This is a genomic window from Streptomyces racemochromogenes, assembly GCF_044129415.1.
GTDB classification, from domain to species: domain Bacteria; phylum Actinomycetota; class Actinomycetes; order Streptomycetales; family Streptomycetaceae; genus Streptomyces; species Streptomyces racemochromogenes_A.
In genome coordinates this window covers 1-14509 of sequence record NZ_JBBDHD010000151.1, presented here as the reverse complement: position 1 = coordinate 14509, position 14509 = coordinate 1, and the positions used below count along the sequence as shown (strand labels likewise).

The 14509-nt window shown below is 73.4% G+C and carries 15 protein-coding genes; 11 read left to right on the top strand and 4 right to left on the bottom strand.

The window, feature by feature from the left end:
• The first annotated feature begins 99 nt into the window (after positions 1–99).
• The 7 genes from WDV06_RS32680 (at position 100) to WDV06_RS32650 (ending at position 8711) form a co-directional block, all read left to right on the top strand.
• Positions 100–1362, top strand: coding sequence for a hypothetical protein (locus WDV06_RS32680; RefSeq protein ID WP_395513440.1), 1263 nt, complete (start codon positions 100–102; stop codon positions 1360–1362).
• Between the two features lie 12 nt (positions 1363–1374).
• The gene (gene dxr / locus WDV06_RS32675; protein WP_395513439.1) at positions 1375–2637 is read left to right on the top strand and encodes a 1-deoxy-D-xylulose-5-phosphate reductoisomerase; all 1263 of its coding nucleotides are present in this window, start codon (positions 1375–1377) and stop codon (positions 2635–2637) included.
• Complete coding sequence (locus WDV06_RS32670) at positions 2634–3935, top strand: M50 family metallopeptidase (RefSeq protein ID WP_395513438.1); 1302 nt, start codon at positions 2634–2636, stop codon at positions 3933–3935. Before dxr ends, WDV06_RS32670 begins: the two co-directional genes overlap by 4 nt.
• A 176-nt stretch (positions 3936–4111) precedes the next feature.
• A complete protein-coding gene (gene ispG, locus WDV06_RS32665) occupies positions 4112–5269 on the top strand; it encodes a flavodoxin-dependent (E)-4-hydroxy-3-methylbut-2-enyl-diphosphate synthase (protein ID WP_395513437.1) in 1158 nt (385 codons plus the stop codon).
• Between the two features lie 161 nt (positions 5270–5430).
• A complete protein-coding gene (locus tag WDV06_RS32660; protein WP_395513436.1) occupies positions 5431–6276 on the top strand; it encodes a GNAT family N-acetyltransferase in 846 nt (281 codons plus the stop codon).
• 122 nt (positions 6277–6398) lie between these two features.
• Positions 6399–6971 (top strand): GNAT family N-acetyltransferase, encoded by a 573-nt coding sequence (locus WDV06_RS32655; RefSeq protein ID WP_395513435.1) that lies wholly within the window; start codon positions 6399–6401, stop codon positions 6969–6971.
• Between the two features lie 42 nt (positions 6972–7013).
• Positions 7014–8711 (top strand): proline--tRNA ligase, encoded by a 1698-nt coding sequence (locus WDV06_RS32650; RefSeq protein WP_395513434.1) that lies wholly within the window; start codon positions 7014–7016, stop codon positions 8709–8711.
• 25 nt (positions 8712–8736) lie between these two features.
• Here WDV06_RS32650 and WDV06_RS32645 read toward each other — a convergent pair whose 3' ends face one another.
• From WDV06_RS32645 to WDV06_RS32630, 4 genes are read right to left on the bottom strand one after another with little or no spacing between them, the layout of a single operon-like run.
• Positions 8737–9654, bottom strand: a complete 918-nt coding sequence (locus WDV06_RS32645) for a slipin family protein (RefSeq protein WP_395513441.1) — start codon at positions 9652–9654, stop codon at positions 8737–8739.
• 42 nt (positions 9655–9696) lie between these two features.
• Positions 9697–10599: an aminoglycoside phosphotransferase family protein gene (locus WDV06_RS32640; RefSeq protein WP_395513433.1), complete on the bottom strand. Its 903-nt coding sequence runs from the start codon at positions 10597–10599 to the stop codon at positions 9697–9699.
• Between the two features lie 16 nt (positions 10600–10615).
• Positions 10616–11086 carry a ferritin-like domain-containing protein gene (locus WDV06_RS32635; RefSeq protein ID WP_395513432.1) on the bottom strand — a complete coding sequence of 157 codons (471 nt, stop codon included), beginning with the start codon at positions 11084–11086 and terminating at the stop codon, positions 10616–10618.
• Complete coding sequence (locus tag WDV06_RS32630; protein ID WP_395513431.1) at positions 11083–11613, bottom strand: hypothetical protein; 531 nt, start codon at positions 11611–11613, stop codon at positions 11083–11085. Before WDV06_RS32630 ends, WDV06_RS32635 begins: the two co-directional genes overlap by 4 nt.
• A 202-nt stretch (positions 11614–11815) precedes the next feature.
• Here WDV06_RS32630 and rimP point away from each other — a divergent pair, with 202 nt between their 5' ends.
• The 4 genes from rimP to WDV06_RS32610 form a co-directional block, all read left to right on the top strand.
• The gene (gene rimP / locus WDV06_RS32625) at positions 11816–12328 is read left to right on the top strand and encodes a ribosome maturation factor RimP (RefSeq protein ID WP_395513430.1); all 513 of its coding nucleotides are present in this window, start codon (positions 11816–11818) and stop codon (positions 12326–12328) included.
• Positions 12329–12330: 2 nt separating this feature from the next.
• A complete protein-coding gene (gene nusA / locus WDV06_RS32620) occupies positions 12331–13335 on the top strand; it encodes a transcription termination factor NusA (protein WP_362063018.1) in 1005 nt (334 codons plus the stop codon).
• A 162-nt stretch (positions 13336–13497) separates the two neighbouring features.
• Positions 13498–13785: a YlxR family protein gene (locus WDV06_RS32615; RefSeq protein WP_395513429.1), complete on the top strand. Its 288-nt coding sequence runs from the start codon at positions 13498–13500 to the stop codon at positions 13783–13785.
• A gap of 148 nt (positions 13786–13933) precedes the next feature.
• A partial coding sequence (locus WDV06_RS32610; protein WP_395513428.1) for a translation initiation factor IF-2 N-terminal domain-containing protein occupies positions 13934–14509 on the top strand: 576 nt, incomplete at its 3' end.

The following is a 14509-nucleotide window of genomic DNA, read 5'->3' as shown; positions in this document are numbered from 1 at the left end:
GCCGAGGGCGAGCAGCGCCCCCGTGACCAGCATGCCGGCGAGAGGCGACGGCGAGCGGTCGGGATCGGTGCTGCGGGGGGGGGGGGGGGCCCCCGGGGGGTGGCCCCCCCCCCCCCCCCCCCACCGGACCCCGTCGTCGCCGCCCTCCTCGACCGGCTCGACGCCCCCGTGCGCACCTACCTGTGCCGCGACCAGTGGCTGCCCGCCGCGGCCGTCACCCTGCTGCTGCGCCACGGCACCGACGCCGACCGCCACTACATCGCCCGCAACCCGCACGTCGTCGGCCGGCCCCTGCCCGGCCTGCCCGGCCCCGCCCGCTACGCCGCCCGGCCCGGCCCCTCCCCCGAACTGCTGGCCGCGGTGGGCCCCGGCCCCTTCACCACCGGCGCGCTGACCGCCCTGCTGCGCCGCCACGCCCGCCGCCCCCGCGTCCCGCTCACCCTGCTGCGCATGCCGCACCACCTCGACCCGGACCGGCTGCTGGGGGAACACGCCCGCGACCCCCTGCCGGCCGGCGCCGTCGAGGCCCTGCTGCTGGCCGGCGCCCTCACCCGGACGGAGTGCCTCGCCCTGCTCGACGCGCGCGCGGGGCGGCCGTACGGGCGCCACTGGCACCGTCCCGCCGTCAGAGCCGTCCGGATGGGGCTGCTGACCTGCGACGAGCTCGTCGCGCACGTCGCCCCCGCCGCCCACACCCTGCTCCTCGGGCACCTCCCCGTCACGAGCGGCCTGCGCTGGACCCTGCCCGAGCAGGCCGAGATGCAGTCGGCCGTGCACCGGGCCCTGCGCGCCCCGCTCGGCGAGGACCCCCGGCTGTGGGCCGAACTGCCCCGCCGCGCCGCCGGTTTCCCCGGCACCCTGCCCGAGCTGGCGGCCGCGCTGGCCGCGGGCGCCCCGGCCGCCCCCGGCGCCGTACGGCACGACCCGGCCCTCGCCCGCGCCGTACGCCACCTCGCCCCCGAGACCGCCCCCGCCGACCCCGCCGGGGCCTGGGAGCGCGAGCTGGCCCTGGTGAGCCTGGCCGTGCCGATGGACACCGCCGCCGAGGACGTCCGCTGGGTCCGCGACTGCCTCGACCGCTCCCTGCTCACCGGCGCCGACGTCATCCGGCACAAGGTGCCCGCCTGCTGGGCCCTCGACGAGGACCAGTGGCTCGGAGACATCGGCCACCCCGACCGCCACGACCGGCCCGCCGCCGTGCTCGCCGCCCGCGCCGAGGCCGACCGGCTCTTCGACGCGGCCCTCGGCGACGACGCGGACGCCTGGTGGCGCGCCGCCCGCGCTCTGCCCGACTTCGCCGGCACCCTCCCCGAACTCCTCGCCCGGGTCACGGACGGGGACTCCGTGTCCAAGCGCCCCTGAGGAGCGGCAACAATGGGGGGCATGAGCGACAGTCCAGCCCCCCTCGCCGACCCGCACCTCCTCTTCGACGCCGCGGCCGGCCGCCGGGACATCGTCATCCTCGGGTCGACCGGGTCCATCGGCACCCAGGCCATCGACCTCGCCCTGCGCAACCCGGACCGGTTCCGGGTCACCGCCCTGTCCGCCGCGGGCGGCCGCACCGGCCTCCTGGCGGAGCAGGCCCGCAGGCTCCGGGTGCGGACCGTGGCCGTCGCCCGCGAGGACGCCGTGCCGGCCCTGAAGGAGGCGCTGAGCGCCGCGTACGGGCCTTCCGAGCCGCTGCCCGAGATCCTCGCCGGACCCGACGCGGCGGCCGAACTCGCCGCCTCGCCCTGCCACACCGTCCTCAACGGCATCACCGGCTCCATCGGCCTGGCGCCCACCCTCGCCGCGCTCCGCGCCGGCCGTACCCTCGCCCTGGCCAACAAGGAGTCGCTGATCGTCGGCGGCCCGCTGGTCAAGGCCCTGGCCGCGCCGGGCCAGATCATCCCCGTGGACTCCGAGCACGCGGCCCTCTTCCAGGCCCTCGCCGCCGGCACCCGCGCCGACGTCCGCAAGCTGGTCGTCACCGCCTCCGGCGGCCCCTTCCGCGGCCGCACCCGCGCGGAGCTGGCGGAGGTCACCGTCCAGGACGCCCTCGCCCACCCGACCTGGGCCATGGGCCCGGTGATCACGGTCAACTCGGCGACGCTGGTCAACAAGGGGCTGGAGGTCATCGAGGCGCACCTGCTCTACGACATCCCCTTCGAGCGCATCGAGGTCGTCGTCCACCCCCAGTCGTACGTGCACTCCATGGTCGAGTTCTCGGACGGCTCCACCCTCGCCCAGGCCACACCGCCGGACATGCGCGGCCCCATCGCGATCGGCCTCGGCTGGCCCCAGCGGGTCCCCGACGCGGCCCCCGCGTTCGACTGGACCAAGGCCTCCACCTGGGAGTTCTTCCCGCTGGACACCGAGGCCTTCCCCTCGGTCGGCCTGGCCCGGCACGTGGGCACCCTGGGCGGCACCGCCCCCGCCGTCTTCAACGCCGCGAACGAGGAGTGCGTCGAGGCCTTCCTCGCCGGCCGGCTGCCGTTCACGGCAATCATGGATACGGTCTCCGCAGTGGTCGATGAGCACGGGACGCCGCGGACGGGAACTTCCCTCACCGTCCAGGACGTCCTCGAAGCGGAGACCTGGGCCAGGGCCCGGGCACGGGAGATGGCGGCGCGGGCCGCCGTGGAGGCGAGCGCATGACGGCTTTGATGACGGTACTCGGGGTCGTGCTCTTCGCGTTCGGCCTGCTGGTCTCCATCGCCTGGCACGAGCTCGGCCACCTCTCCACGGCCAAGCTGTTCGGCATCCGGGTGCCGCAGTACATGGTCGGCTTCGGGCCGACCATCTGGTCGCGCAGGAAGGGCGAGACCGAGTACGGCATCAAGGCCATCCCGATGGGCGGCTACATCCGCATGATCGGCATGTTCCCGCCCGGCGACGACGGCAAGGTCACCGCGCGGTCGACCTCGCCGTTCCGGTCGATGATCGAGGACGCCCGCTCGGCCGCCTACGAGGAGCTCCAGCCCGGTGACGAGAGCCGGCTCTTCTACACGCGCAGGCCCTGGAAGCGCGTCATCGTGATGTTCGCCGGACCGTTCATGAACCTGGTCCTGGCCGTGGCGATCTTCCTCACCACCCTGATGACCTTCGGGCTGAACACCCAGACCACCGTCGTCAGCTCGGTCTCCGACTGCGTCATCCAGCAGAGCGAGAAGCGGGACAAGTGCGCCGCCGGCGACCCGGCCGCCCCGGCCAAGGCCGCCGGCCTCCAGGCGCAGGACAGGATCGTCGCCTTCAACGGCCGCCCGGTCGACGACTGGTCCGTCCTCCAGAAGGACATCCGCGCCACCGTCGGCCCCGCCACCATCACCGTCGAGCGGGCCGGCAAGCGCCTCGACCTGCACGCCAACCTGATCGAGAACAAGGTCGCCAAGACCGACGCCGCCGGCCGCTACGTCAAGGACCAGTACGTCACCGCCGGCTTCCTCGGCTTCGCCCCCGCCGTCGGCTACGTCCCGCAGACCTTCGGCCAGTCCGTCGAGCGCATGGGCGAGATGATGGAGGCCGGCGTCCAGTCCCTCGTCGACCTCCCCGGCAAGGTCCCGGACCTGTGGAACGCCGCCTTCAACGGCGCCGAGCGCAAGCAGGACAGCCCCATGGGCGTCGTCGGCGCCGCCCGCGTGAGCAGCCAGATCTTCAACCTCGACATCCCGGCCCAGTACCAGCTGGTGTTCTTCCTCAACCTGCTGGCCGGGTTCAACCTGTCGCTGTTCCTGTTCAACATGCTCCCGCTGCTCCCGCTCGACGGCGGCCACATCGCCGGAGCCCTGTGGGAGTCCGTCCGGCGCACCGTGGCCAAGGTCTTCCGGCGCGCCGACCCCGGACCGTTCGACGTGGCCAAGCTGATGCCCGCCGCGTACGTGGTCGCGGGCGTCTTCGTCTGCTTCACCCTGCTGGTCCTCGTCGCGGACGTGGTCAACCCCATCAAGATCAACTAACGGAACGGGCCGCACCGCCGCGCACTCCGGAGCCGGGCACGCACCGTGCCCGGCTCCCTACGTTCGGGTGGAGCCGCCCCCTCGGATGCGGGGAGCACGCGCGCATTGGCGTAACCTCAAAGGCCGGAGCCCGCCGATCTCGGGACCTCGATCCACACCTTGGGGTTGCACAGCAGATGACTGCCATCTCTCTCGGAATGCCGTCCGTGCCGACGAAGCTTGCCGACCGCCGGGTCAGCCGCAAGATCCAGGTCGGTTCCGTGGCCGTCGGCGGCGACGCACCCGTCTCGGTGCAGTCGATGACCACCACCCGGACCTCCGACATCGGCGCCACGCTCCAGCAGATCGCCGAGCTGACCGCCTCCGGCTGCCAGATCGTCCGCGTCGCCTGCCCCACGCAGGACGACGCCGACGCGCTCGCCGTGATCGCCAAGAAGTCGCAGATCCCGGTCATCGCCGACATCCACTTCCAGCCCAAGTACGTGTTCGCCGCGATCGACGCCGGCTGCGCCGCCGTCCGCGTCAACCCGGGCAACATCAAGCAGTTCGACGACAAGGTCAAGGAGATCGCGCGGGCCGCCAAGGACGCGGGCACCCCGATCCGCATCGGCGTCAACGCCGGCTCCCTCGACGCCCGGCTGCTCAAGAAGTACGGCAAGGCCACCCCCGAGGCGCTCGTCGAGTCCGCGCTGTGGGAGGCGTCCCTCTTCGAGGAGCACGACTTCCGCGACATCAAGATCTCGGTCAAGCACAACGACCCCGTCGTCATGGTCGAGGCCTACCGCCAGCTCGCCGCCCAGTGCGACTACCCGCTGCACCTCGGCGTCACCGAGGCCGGCCCCGCCTTCCAGGGCACCATCAAGTCCGCCGTGGCCTTCGGCGCCCTCCTCTCCCAGGGCATCGGCGACACCATCCGCGTCTCGCTCTCCGCGCCCCCGGCCGAGGAGATCAAGGTCGGCATCCAGATCCTGGAGTCGCTCAACCTCCGCCAGCGCCGCCTGGAGATCGTCTCCTGCCCCTCCTGCGGCCGCGCCCAGGTCGACGTCTACAAGCTGGCCGAGGAGGTCACGGCCGGCCTGGACGGCATGACCGTGCCGCTGCGCGTCGCCGTCATGGGCTGCGTCGTCAACGGCCCCGGCGAGGCCCGCGAAGCCGACCTCGGCGTCGCCTCCGGCAACGGCAAGGGCCAGATCTTCGTCAAGGGCGAGGTCATCAAGACCGTCCCCGAGTCCAAGATCGTGGAGACCCTCATCGAAGAGGCCCTGAAGATCGCCGAGCAGATGGAGAAGGACGGCGTCGCCTCCGGCGAGCCCAGCGTCGCCATCGGCGTCTGAGCCCGGGCCGCCCGGCCCGCACGGACGAGCCCCGGCCCCCGTTGCCCCTCCCAGCAGGGGCAACGGGGGCCCGGGGCCTTTTCGTGACCTGCGCGACGCGGCATCCCCGCGCCCCGGCGGGTACAGTGCGGAGATCAGCAGACCTGCACGGTGAGGCCCCAGTGTTGACGCAGACCACCACCCGGGTCCTTGACCCCAGTGATCTGGACGCCGCGCTCGCCATCCTCGGACGCGAGCCGGTCGAGAACGCCTTCGTCACCTCCCGGGTCCAGGTCGCCGGACTCGACCCCTGGCGCCTGGGCGGCGAGATGTGGGGCTGGTACTCCGACGGCGAGCTCCGCTCCCTGTGCTACGCGGGCGCCAACCTGGTCCCCGTCTGCGCCGGCCCCGACGCCGTCCGCGCCTTCGCCGACCGGGCCCGCCGCACCGGCCGCCGCTGCTCCTCCATCGTCGGCCCCGCCGCCGCCACCCGGCTGCTGTGGCAGCTCCTGGAACCCAGCTGGGGCCCCGCCCGCGACGTCCGCTCCCACCAGCCGCTCATGGCCACGGAGACGCCCTCCGCCGAGATCGCGCCCGACCCGCTCGTCCGCCGGATCCGCAAGGACGAGATGGACCTGATCATGCCCGCCTGCGTGGCCATGTTCACCGAGGAGGTCGGCATCTCGCCCCTCGCCGGGGACGGCGGCCTGCTCTACCAGGCCCGGGTCGCCGAACTCGTCGGCAGCGGCCGCTCCTTCGCCCGCGTGGAGAACGGCAAGGTCGTCTTCAAGGCCGAGATCGGCGCCGCCACCGCCCGGGCCTGCCAGATCCAGGGCGTCTGGGTGGCCCCCGAGTTCCGCGGCCGCGGGCACTCCGAGACCGGCATGGCGGCCGTGGTGGAGTTCGCGCTCCGGGACGTCGCCCCCGTGGTCAGCCTCTACGTCAACGACTTCAACACCGCCGCGCGGGCCGCCTACCGGCGGGTGGGGTTCCGCGAGGTGGGGGCGTTCATGAGCGTGCTCTTCTGACGGGAGCGCCCGCCGGGGGCCGCCCGCGGCCGTCGCGGCTGTGGCTACGCACGGGGCCGCGCGGCCGGATTCGTCCGTGAAGCCGTACCGGAGCGGCCCTACCCCGAAGTAAGGTCGGCCGCATGCTGCCTACCCCCGGGGGCGACGACCCCGCACGGCCCGCTGGACTGCGCATCGGGCACCTCGACCTCGCCGGCCGCGTGGACGAAGCCCTGCGCGTGCAGGCCGTGGCCTTCGGGCTCAGCGAGGAGGAGATCGGCATCCGGCGCTACATCGTCCAGCGCCACATGACCTGCCGCGGCGCCCGCGCCCTGGGCGCCTTCACCGACGACGGGGCCCTCGCCGGCTTCGTGTACGGGATGCCCAACGACCGGGCCCACTGGTGGTCCACCATCGTCGAGCCCCACCTGCGGGCCACCGGCTCGGAGCACTGGCTCGACGACTCCTTCGTGATCACCGAGCTGCACGTCCACCCCGGCTTCCAGGGCCGCGGCGTCGGCCGCGCGCTCATCACGCGGATCACCGACAGCGCCGCCGAGCCGCGCTCGATCCTCTCCGCGATCGACACCGACAGCCCGGCCCGCGGCCTCTACACGGCCCTCGGGTACCGGGACCTGGCCCGCAAGGTCCACTTCCCGAGCGCGAGCCTCCCGTACGCGGTCATGGGCGCGCCGCTGCCGCTGCTGCGGGGCTGAATCCCGTTACCCGGGCCGCACCCTCCCGGATAGCCTCGCCGCATGTCAACGCAACACGTGCAGCGCATGTCCCGCCTCATGGCCAAGACCCTCCGCGAGGACCCGGCCGACGCCGAGACCCTCAGCCACCGGCTCCTCGTCCGCGCCGGCTACGTCCGGCGCAGCTCCGCCGGCGTCTGGACCTGGCTGCCGCTCGGCAAGAAGGTCCTCGACAGCGTCTCGCGCATCGTCCGCGAGGAGATGGACGCGATCGGCGCCCAGGAGGTGCTGCTGCCGGCGCTGCTGCCCAAGGAGCCCTACGAGGTCAGCGGCCGCTGGTCGGAGTACGGCGACCTGCTGTTCCGGCTCAGGGACCGCAAGGGCGCGGACTACCTGCTCGGACCCACCCACGAGGAGATCTTCACCCTCGTGGTGAAGGACCAGTGCACGTCCTACAAGGACCTGCCCGTGATGCTGTACCAGATCCAGACCAAGTACCGCGACGAGGCCCGGCCCCGGTCCGGGGTGCTGCGCGGGCGCGAGTTCCAGATGAAGGACTCCTACTCGTTCGACGTGACGGAGGAGGGGCTGGCGGAGTCCTACCGGCTCCACCGCGAGGCGTACGTACGGATCTTCGAGCGGCTCGGGCTCGACCACCGCATCGTGTCGGCCGTGTCGGGCGCGATGGGCGGCTCGGCGTCGGAGGAGTTCCTGGCGCCGGCCGCGGCGGGCGAGGACACCTTCGTGGACTGCCCGTCGTGCGACTACGCGGCCAACACGGAAGCGGTCGTCTTCGTCCCGCAGACGGCGGGGGACCTCGCCCACGGGGCGATGGAGGAGATCCCGACGCCCGACACGCCCACGATCGAGACCCTGGCCGCACACCTGGGCGTTCCGGCTTCCGCCACGCTGAAGAACCTCCTGGTGAAGGTCGACGGGGAGATCACGGCGGTGGGTGTGCCGGGGGACCGGGAGGTCGACCTGGGCAAGCTCGGGGAGCACCTGGCCCCGGCCGTGGTGGAACTGGTGACGGCCGAGGACTTCGCGGGGCGGCCCGATCTGGTACGCGGCTACGTGGGCCCGCAGGGCCTGGAGAAGGTGCCCTATCTGGCCGACCCCCGCGTGGCCCCCGGGACCGCCTGGGTGACCGGGGCCAACAAGGCCGACACGCATGCGCGGAACGTCGTCTGCGGGCGTGACTTCGAGGTGGACCGGTACCTGGACGTCGTCGTGGTGGAGCCGGGCGACCCCTGCCCGCGGTGCGGTGCGGGGCTGCGGCTGGACCGGGCGATCGAGATCGGGCACATCTTCCAGCTGGGGCGGAAGTACGCGGACGCCTTCGGGCTGGACGTGCTCGGCCCGCAGGGCAAGCCGGTGCGGGTCACGATGGGCTCGTACGGCATCGGCGTCTCCCGGGCGGTGGCCGCGCTGGCCGAGCAGACGGCCGACGGGCGCGGGCTGTGCTGGCCGGCGGAGGTGGCCCCGGCGGACGTCCACGTGGTGGCGGCCGGCAAGGCCGTTCCGCTGGCGCTGGCCGAGCGGGCCGCGGAGGCCCTGGCGGCCGCGGGCAAGCGGGTCCTGCTGGACGACAGGGCCGGGATCTCGCCGGGGGTCAAGCTCACGGACGCGGAGCTGATCGGCGTGCCGTGGATCCTGGTGGCGGGCCGCCGGGCCGGGGACGGCGTCGTCGAGCTCCAGGACCGGCGGACGGGGGCGCGGGAGGAACTGCCGCTGGAGGAGGCGGTGGGGCGGGTGGTGTAGGACCGCGCCCTCCGCGCGGCGGGAGTCAGCCGGCGGGGGGTTCGGGCCGCGGCGCGGCCGCCGGGAGGTCTGGAAGGGCCGGGGCGGCCGGGTCCGCAAGGGCCGGGGCGGCCGGGTCCACGGGCGGCTCGGGGAGCGGGGCGGCGCCGTCCGCCGGGCCCGGCTGGGGCGGCGGGTCCCCGGAGGGCGTCGCTCGTTCGAGGAAGCGGAGGAGCTCCACCGGGAAGGGGAGGACCAGGGTGGAGTTCTTCTCCGCCGCCACCGCGATCACCGTCTGGAGCAGGCGCAGCTGGAGCGCCGCCGGCTGGTCCGACATCACCGCCGCCGCTTCGGCCAGCTTGTGCGATGCCTGGAGCTCCGCGTCCGCGTTGATCACGCGGGCGCGGCGTTCGCGGTCCGCCTCCGCCTGCCGCGCCATCGACCGCTTCATCGTCTCCGGGAGGGAGACGTCCTTGATCTCGACGCGGTCGATCTGGACGCCCCAGCCCATCGCCGGGCTGTCGATCATCAGCTCCAGGCCCTGGTTCAGCTTCTCGCGGTTGGACAGCAGGTCGTCCAGGTCGCTCTTGCCGATGATCGACCGCAGCGACGTCTGGGCCATCTGGGAGACGGCGAAGCGGTAGTCCTCCACGGCGACGATCGCGCTCGCCGGGTCGACCACCTTGAAGTAGACGACGGCGTCCACGCGGACCGTGACGTTGTCGCGGGTGATGCCCTCCTGCGCGGGGACCGGCAGGGTGACGATCTGGAGGTTCACCTTGTGGAGGCGGTCCGCCACGGGGAGGATCATCGTGAAGCCGGGCGGGCGGATCCCCTGGCGCAGCCGGCCGAAGCGGAAGACAACGCCCCGTTCGTACTGCTTCACCACGCGCGCGGCGGCGAGCAGGTAGACCGCGACGCCCGCGGCGGCGGCTATCCCCGCTGTCAGCAGTTCTTCGACCATGACGGCCCCCTGCCGGACGTGCACCCTTTACTACGGTATGCCCTACATCCAGGCGGCGAACTCCAGCAGCAGCTCCGCGTCCCGCCGCCGACCGGCGGTCAGCGCGCGGACCCCGGACTCCACCGCCCGGAACACGGTCCAGCCGCGCAGCCGCTCCCGGTCCACCTCCAGGGAGTCGGCCAGCTTGTTCACCCGCCGCCGCGCCCCCGACGCCCCCGTCGACGAGGCCACCTGGTCCTCCAGACGGTCGCGCACCAGCCGGGCCAGGTCGTACGCCCGCTCGCCGACCAGCGGGTCCGGGCCCACGGCCAGCCACGGCGCCCGTTCGCCCGCCAGCACCTTGCCCTGGCGGAAGTTCCCGTGCAGGAGGAGCTCCTCCGGCGGCCGGACGGTCAGCTCCGCGAGGAGGGCCAGCGCGGTGTCGGCGAGGGCCCGGGCCTCCGGGGGCGCCGAACGCAGGGCCTCGGCCTGTACGGAGGTCCGTTCGGCCACCGTTTCGAAGGGGTGGCCGGCCGGCGGGCGCACCCAGAGGCGGCGGAGCGTGCCGCAGGCCTCCAGCAGGGCCTTGGCCTCCGGGAGCGAGCGCAGGGAGACGTCCGCCTGCAGCCGCTCCAGCAGGAGGGCGCCGTCGTCCTCGTGGTGGCGCGAGTCCAGGACCCGTACCGCGCCGAAGCCGCCCCAGTGGGCGAGCGCGGCCAGCTCGCGGTCGGGGCGGGCTCCCGGGGGCGCCAGCTTCAGGGCGGCCGGGGTGCCGTCGGTGTAGCGGACCAGGATCACCAGGCTGCTGCGGCCCCCCGGCGCCAGGGCCCGCTGGGCCACTACGTCCCGCCGCTCCAGCGCCTCCTTGGCGAGCTCGGGCAGCCGCTCCAGCCACTGCGTGTCCTGCGCTGTCCGAGGCAGCTCGCCGAGCGCCCGTACGAGCCGCTGCGGCGGTTCGAAAGCCATGCGTGCGTGGTCCCTTTCAGCTGGTACGGGCCCCCTCCGAGCGTTCGGTGAGCCCAGGGAAGGCTACGCCGACACCGCGCCAGCGCGCCGCGCGCACGGCCGCCGCGCTCAGCGCGTCAGCCGCGTCGCGGCGCAACTGGCCGTCCGCCGCCCGGACGAGGTCCGAATAGGCGCCCGCCACCCGGTCCTCGATGTCGGCGGCCAGCCGCTCGGCGTCGTCCGGAGAGCGCACCTCGAACGGCAGGGCGTACGCCGCCTCGGAGGGCCGGGGTGCGCCGCCCAGCTCCCGTACCGTCCGGGTGAGCCGGTCGCGGCGGGAGAGGTGGTGGCCGTACGCCTCCCGGGCCTCGGTCGCCCGGGCGGGGTCGATCCGGGCGCCGATGACCCCGTACCCGTACGCCGCCGCGTGCTCGGCGGCGAGCGCCGCCTGGGCGGCGTCCAGGGCACGGCCGCCGGGGGCGGGGGAGGGCTTCACGGCGGGGTTCACGAGGCGGCTCCCGGGTTGGAGGTCAGCAGGTAGGCGTGGACGGCCCCGCAGGCCGCCACCGAGGCCAGCATCCGGGCCAGCTCGCCGGGGGCGCCGGCCAGGGCGATGGTCCGGGCCTCGGACAGGCTCCGCTCGGCGTCCGCGAGCGCGCTGAGGGCCTCGGCGGGCTTCTCCGGGACCTCCGCCCGTCCTCCCGCCGGGGCGCTGGGGGAGGGGGAGGGCGAGGGGGACCCGGAGGGGGACGCCGTCCGGGGGCGGGTCGGGCCGGCCTTGGGGGTGGTCAGGGCGAGGGCCTCGGCGTGCGCGGCCACGGCCGCGCGCAGCGGCGCGAGCCGGCCGGCCAGGTCCGGATGGACGGCCGCCGTGGCGTCGTAACGTTCCAGCAAACGCCCGCTGTCCCGGACGGCGCCCTCCCGCATCCGCCGTTCGAGTGAAATCGCGCTGTCCGCGGCGGACGGGCCGCCCCCGCCGGAACACCCGCTGACCAGCACGGATCCGGCCGCCGCCGCGGCGGCTCCGGCGAGCACGCTCCTGCGTGAGGGTGAGGGCCTCGAAGGCAAGGTCCAGGGCACGGTGCCGTCCTCGGGGTGATGGCGGGGCAAGGTGTGATCACGGTACCCGGGGGCCCGCCCGGCGGCGCGGACGGCAACACCCTCCGCGACCGGATACCCTTTGACCTGACACGCGACGGAAAACCACAACAGCACACGCGGCCGAGGAGTCACCCGGATGAGCACCACCCAGAGCGACAGGCTGCGCGGACTGCTGGAGCCGCTCGTCGCCGCCAAGGGCCTGGACCTCGAAGAGATCGAGCTTTCCAAGGCGGGCAGGCGCCGGATGCTGAGGGTCGTCGTGGATTCCGACGAAGGCGTGGAACTGGACACGTGCGCCGAGCTGAGCCGTGAGGTCTCCGACGCCCTGGACGCGTCCGACGTGATGGGCGAGGACGAGTACGTCCTCGAAGTCAGCTCCCCGGGCGCGGACCGCCCGCTCAGCGAGCACCGCCACTACGTACGGGCCATCGGCCGTCTCGTGAAGTTCCAGCTGTCCGCCGAAGGTGAGAAGGGTGCCGGGGAACTGGTCGCCCGCATCCTCGGTGTCGACGACGAGGGCATGGACCTCGAAGTTCCGGGTGTGAAGGGCCGCAAGGCGACCGCCCGCCGCGTCGCGTTCACCGACATCGCCAAGGCGCGTGTCGAGATCGAGTTCAACCGCAAGGACAAGAAGGAAGAGGAGGCGTAGCCGTGGACATCGACATGAGTGCCCTGCGGGGTCTGGTCCGGGAGAAGGAGATCTCCTTCGACCTGCTCGTCGAGGCGATCGAGTCGGCCCTCCTCATCGCGTACCACCGCACCGAGGGCAGCTTCCGCCGCGCCCGGGTGGTGCTGGACCGCACCAACGGCCACGTGGTCGTGTGGGCGACCGAGGACCCGCGCGATCTTGAGGAGGGCCAGGAGCCCAAGGAGTTCGACGACACCCCGTCGGACTTCGGCCGGATCGCCGCGACGACCGCCAAGCAGGTGATCCTCCAGCGTCTGCGCGACGCCGAGGACGACCTGACCTTCGGCGAGTTCGCCGGCCGCGAGGGCGACGTCATCACCGGCGTCGTCCAGCAGGGCAAGGACCCCAAGAACGTCCTGGTCGACATCGGCAAGCTGGAGGCCATCCTGCCGGTGCAGGAACAGGTTCCCGGTGAGGAGTACCCGCACGGGCTCCGCCTGAAGGCCTACGTCGTGCGGGTGGCGAAGGGTGTCCGCGGCCCGTCCGTGACCCTGTCGCGCACCCACCCGAACCTGGTGAAGAAGCTCTTCGCCCTGGAGGTCCCGGAGATCGCCGACGGCAGCGTCGAGATCTCCGCGATCGCCCGCGAGGCGGGCCACCGCACCAAGATCGCGGTCCGGTCCACCCGTTCGGGTCTGAACCCCAAGGGCGCCTGCATCGGCCCGATGGGCAGCCGCGTGCGCAACGTGATGGCCGAGCTGCACGGCGAGAAGATCGACATCGTCGACTGGTCGGACGACCCGGCGGAGATGGTGGCGAACGCCCTGTCACCCGCCCGGGTGAGCAAGGTCGAGGTGGTGGACTGGGACTCGCGCTCCGCTCGGGTGACCGTCCCCGACTACCAGCTGTCGCTGGCCATCGGCAAGGAGGGCCAGAACGCCCGCCTCGCCGCCCGGCTCACCGGCTGGCGCATCGACATCCGGCCCGACACCGAGCCGGCGCCCGACGCGGACGCCGACCGGGACTGACCGGAAACAGCGCCTCCGGCGGGAATAAATGACTACCGGCCGACCGTTTCCGGCCGGTAGACAGGGGTCCTCGTCCGCGACGAACCCCTCAAGGATCACGACGACATCCGTTCGATTTTTCCCCTGAAGGGGTGAGGTCGGTGCGGGGAGGTAGACTTAGGCGTGTCTGGCCGGACGCAAGCCCGCGCATGCCCCGAACGCACCTGTGTGGGGTGCCGGGAGCGAGCGGCCAAGAGCGATCTGCTGCGCATCGTGGCGGTCGGGGACGAATGCGTCCCCGATCCTCGCGGTACGCTGCCCGGCCGGGGTGCGTACGTGCACCCTGCCGTGGTCTGCCTCGACCAGGCGGTCCGCCGCAGAGCGTTCCCCCGGGCCCTCCGGTCCGCTGGACCGCTCGGCACGGAGGGACTGCGCACGGCCCTGGCAGTCCAGGCCGTGGCGACACCGTAAGAAGAAGTACGGCACGGATACCCCGTGCGGTCAGGTACCTCGCGAGTTGGAAGTAGGTCGAGATTGCGATGAGCACTCGATGAGTACGCGATGAGTACGCCCATGAAGTAGCGACGGTCCGGCGTAACCCGGACCTAAAAGGAGCGATGTGGCTAAGGTCCGGGTATACGAACTCGCCAAGGAGTTCGGGGTTGAGAGCAAGGTCGTCATGGCCAAGCTCCAAGAACTCGGTGAATTCGTCCGTTCGGCGTCCTCGACGATCGAGGCGCCGGTTGTACGCAAGTTGACTGACGCACTGCAGGGGCCCGGCGGCAACGCCGGCAAGTCCGCTGCGAAGCCCGGCGCGCCCCGCAAGGCCGCGCCCGCCAAGCCCGCGGCGCCCTCCCCGGCGACCGCGGCACGTCCTGCCCCGAAGCCCGGCGCACCGGCCCCCAAGCCGGCCGCTGCCGAGGCCCCGGCGGCCCCCGCCCCGGTGACTCCGGCCGCTCCCGGCCCGCGTCCCGGCCCCAAGGCTCCGGCCGCCCCGAAGCCCGCTCCGGCGGCTCCCGTGGCGACCGAGTTCTCCGCGCCCCCGGCCGCCCCCGTGCGTCCGGCCGGCGCCACCCCCGGTCCGCGTCCGACGCAGCAGCGTCCGGCCGCCCCGGGTCAGTCGGGGGCGCGCGCCCGCCCGGCGCCTCGTGACTTCAATAAACCCACCAGACCGCGTAACCCATCCCGGGTGGGG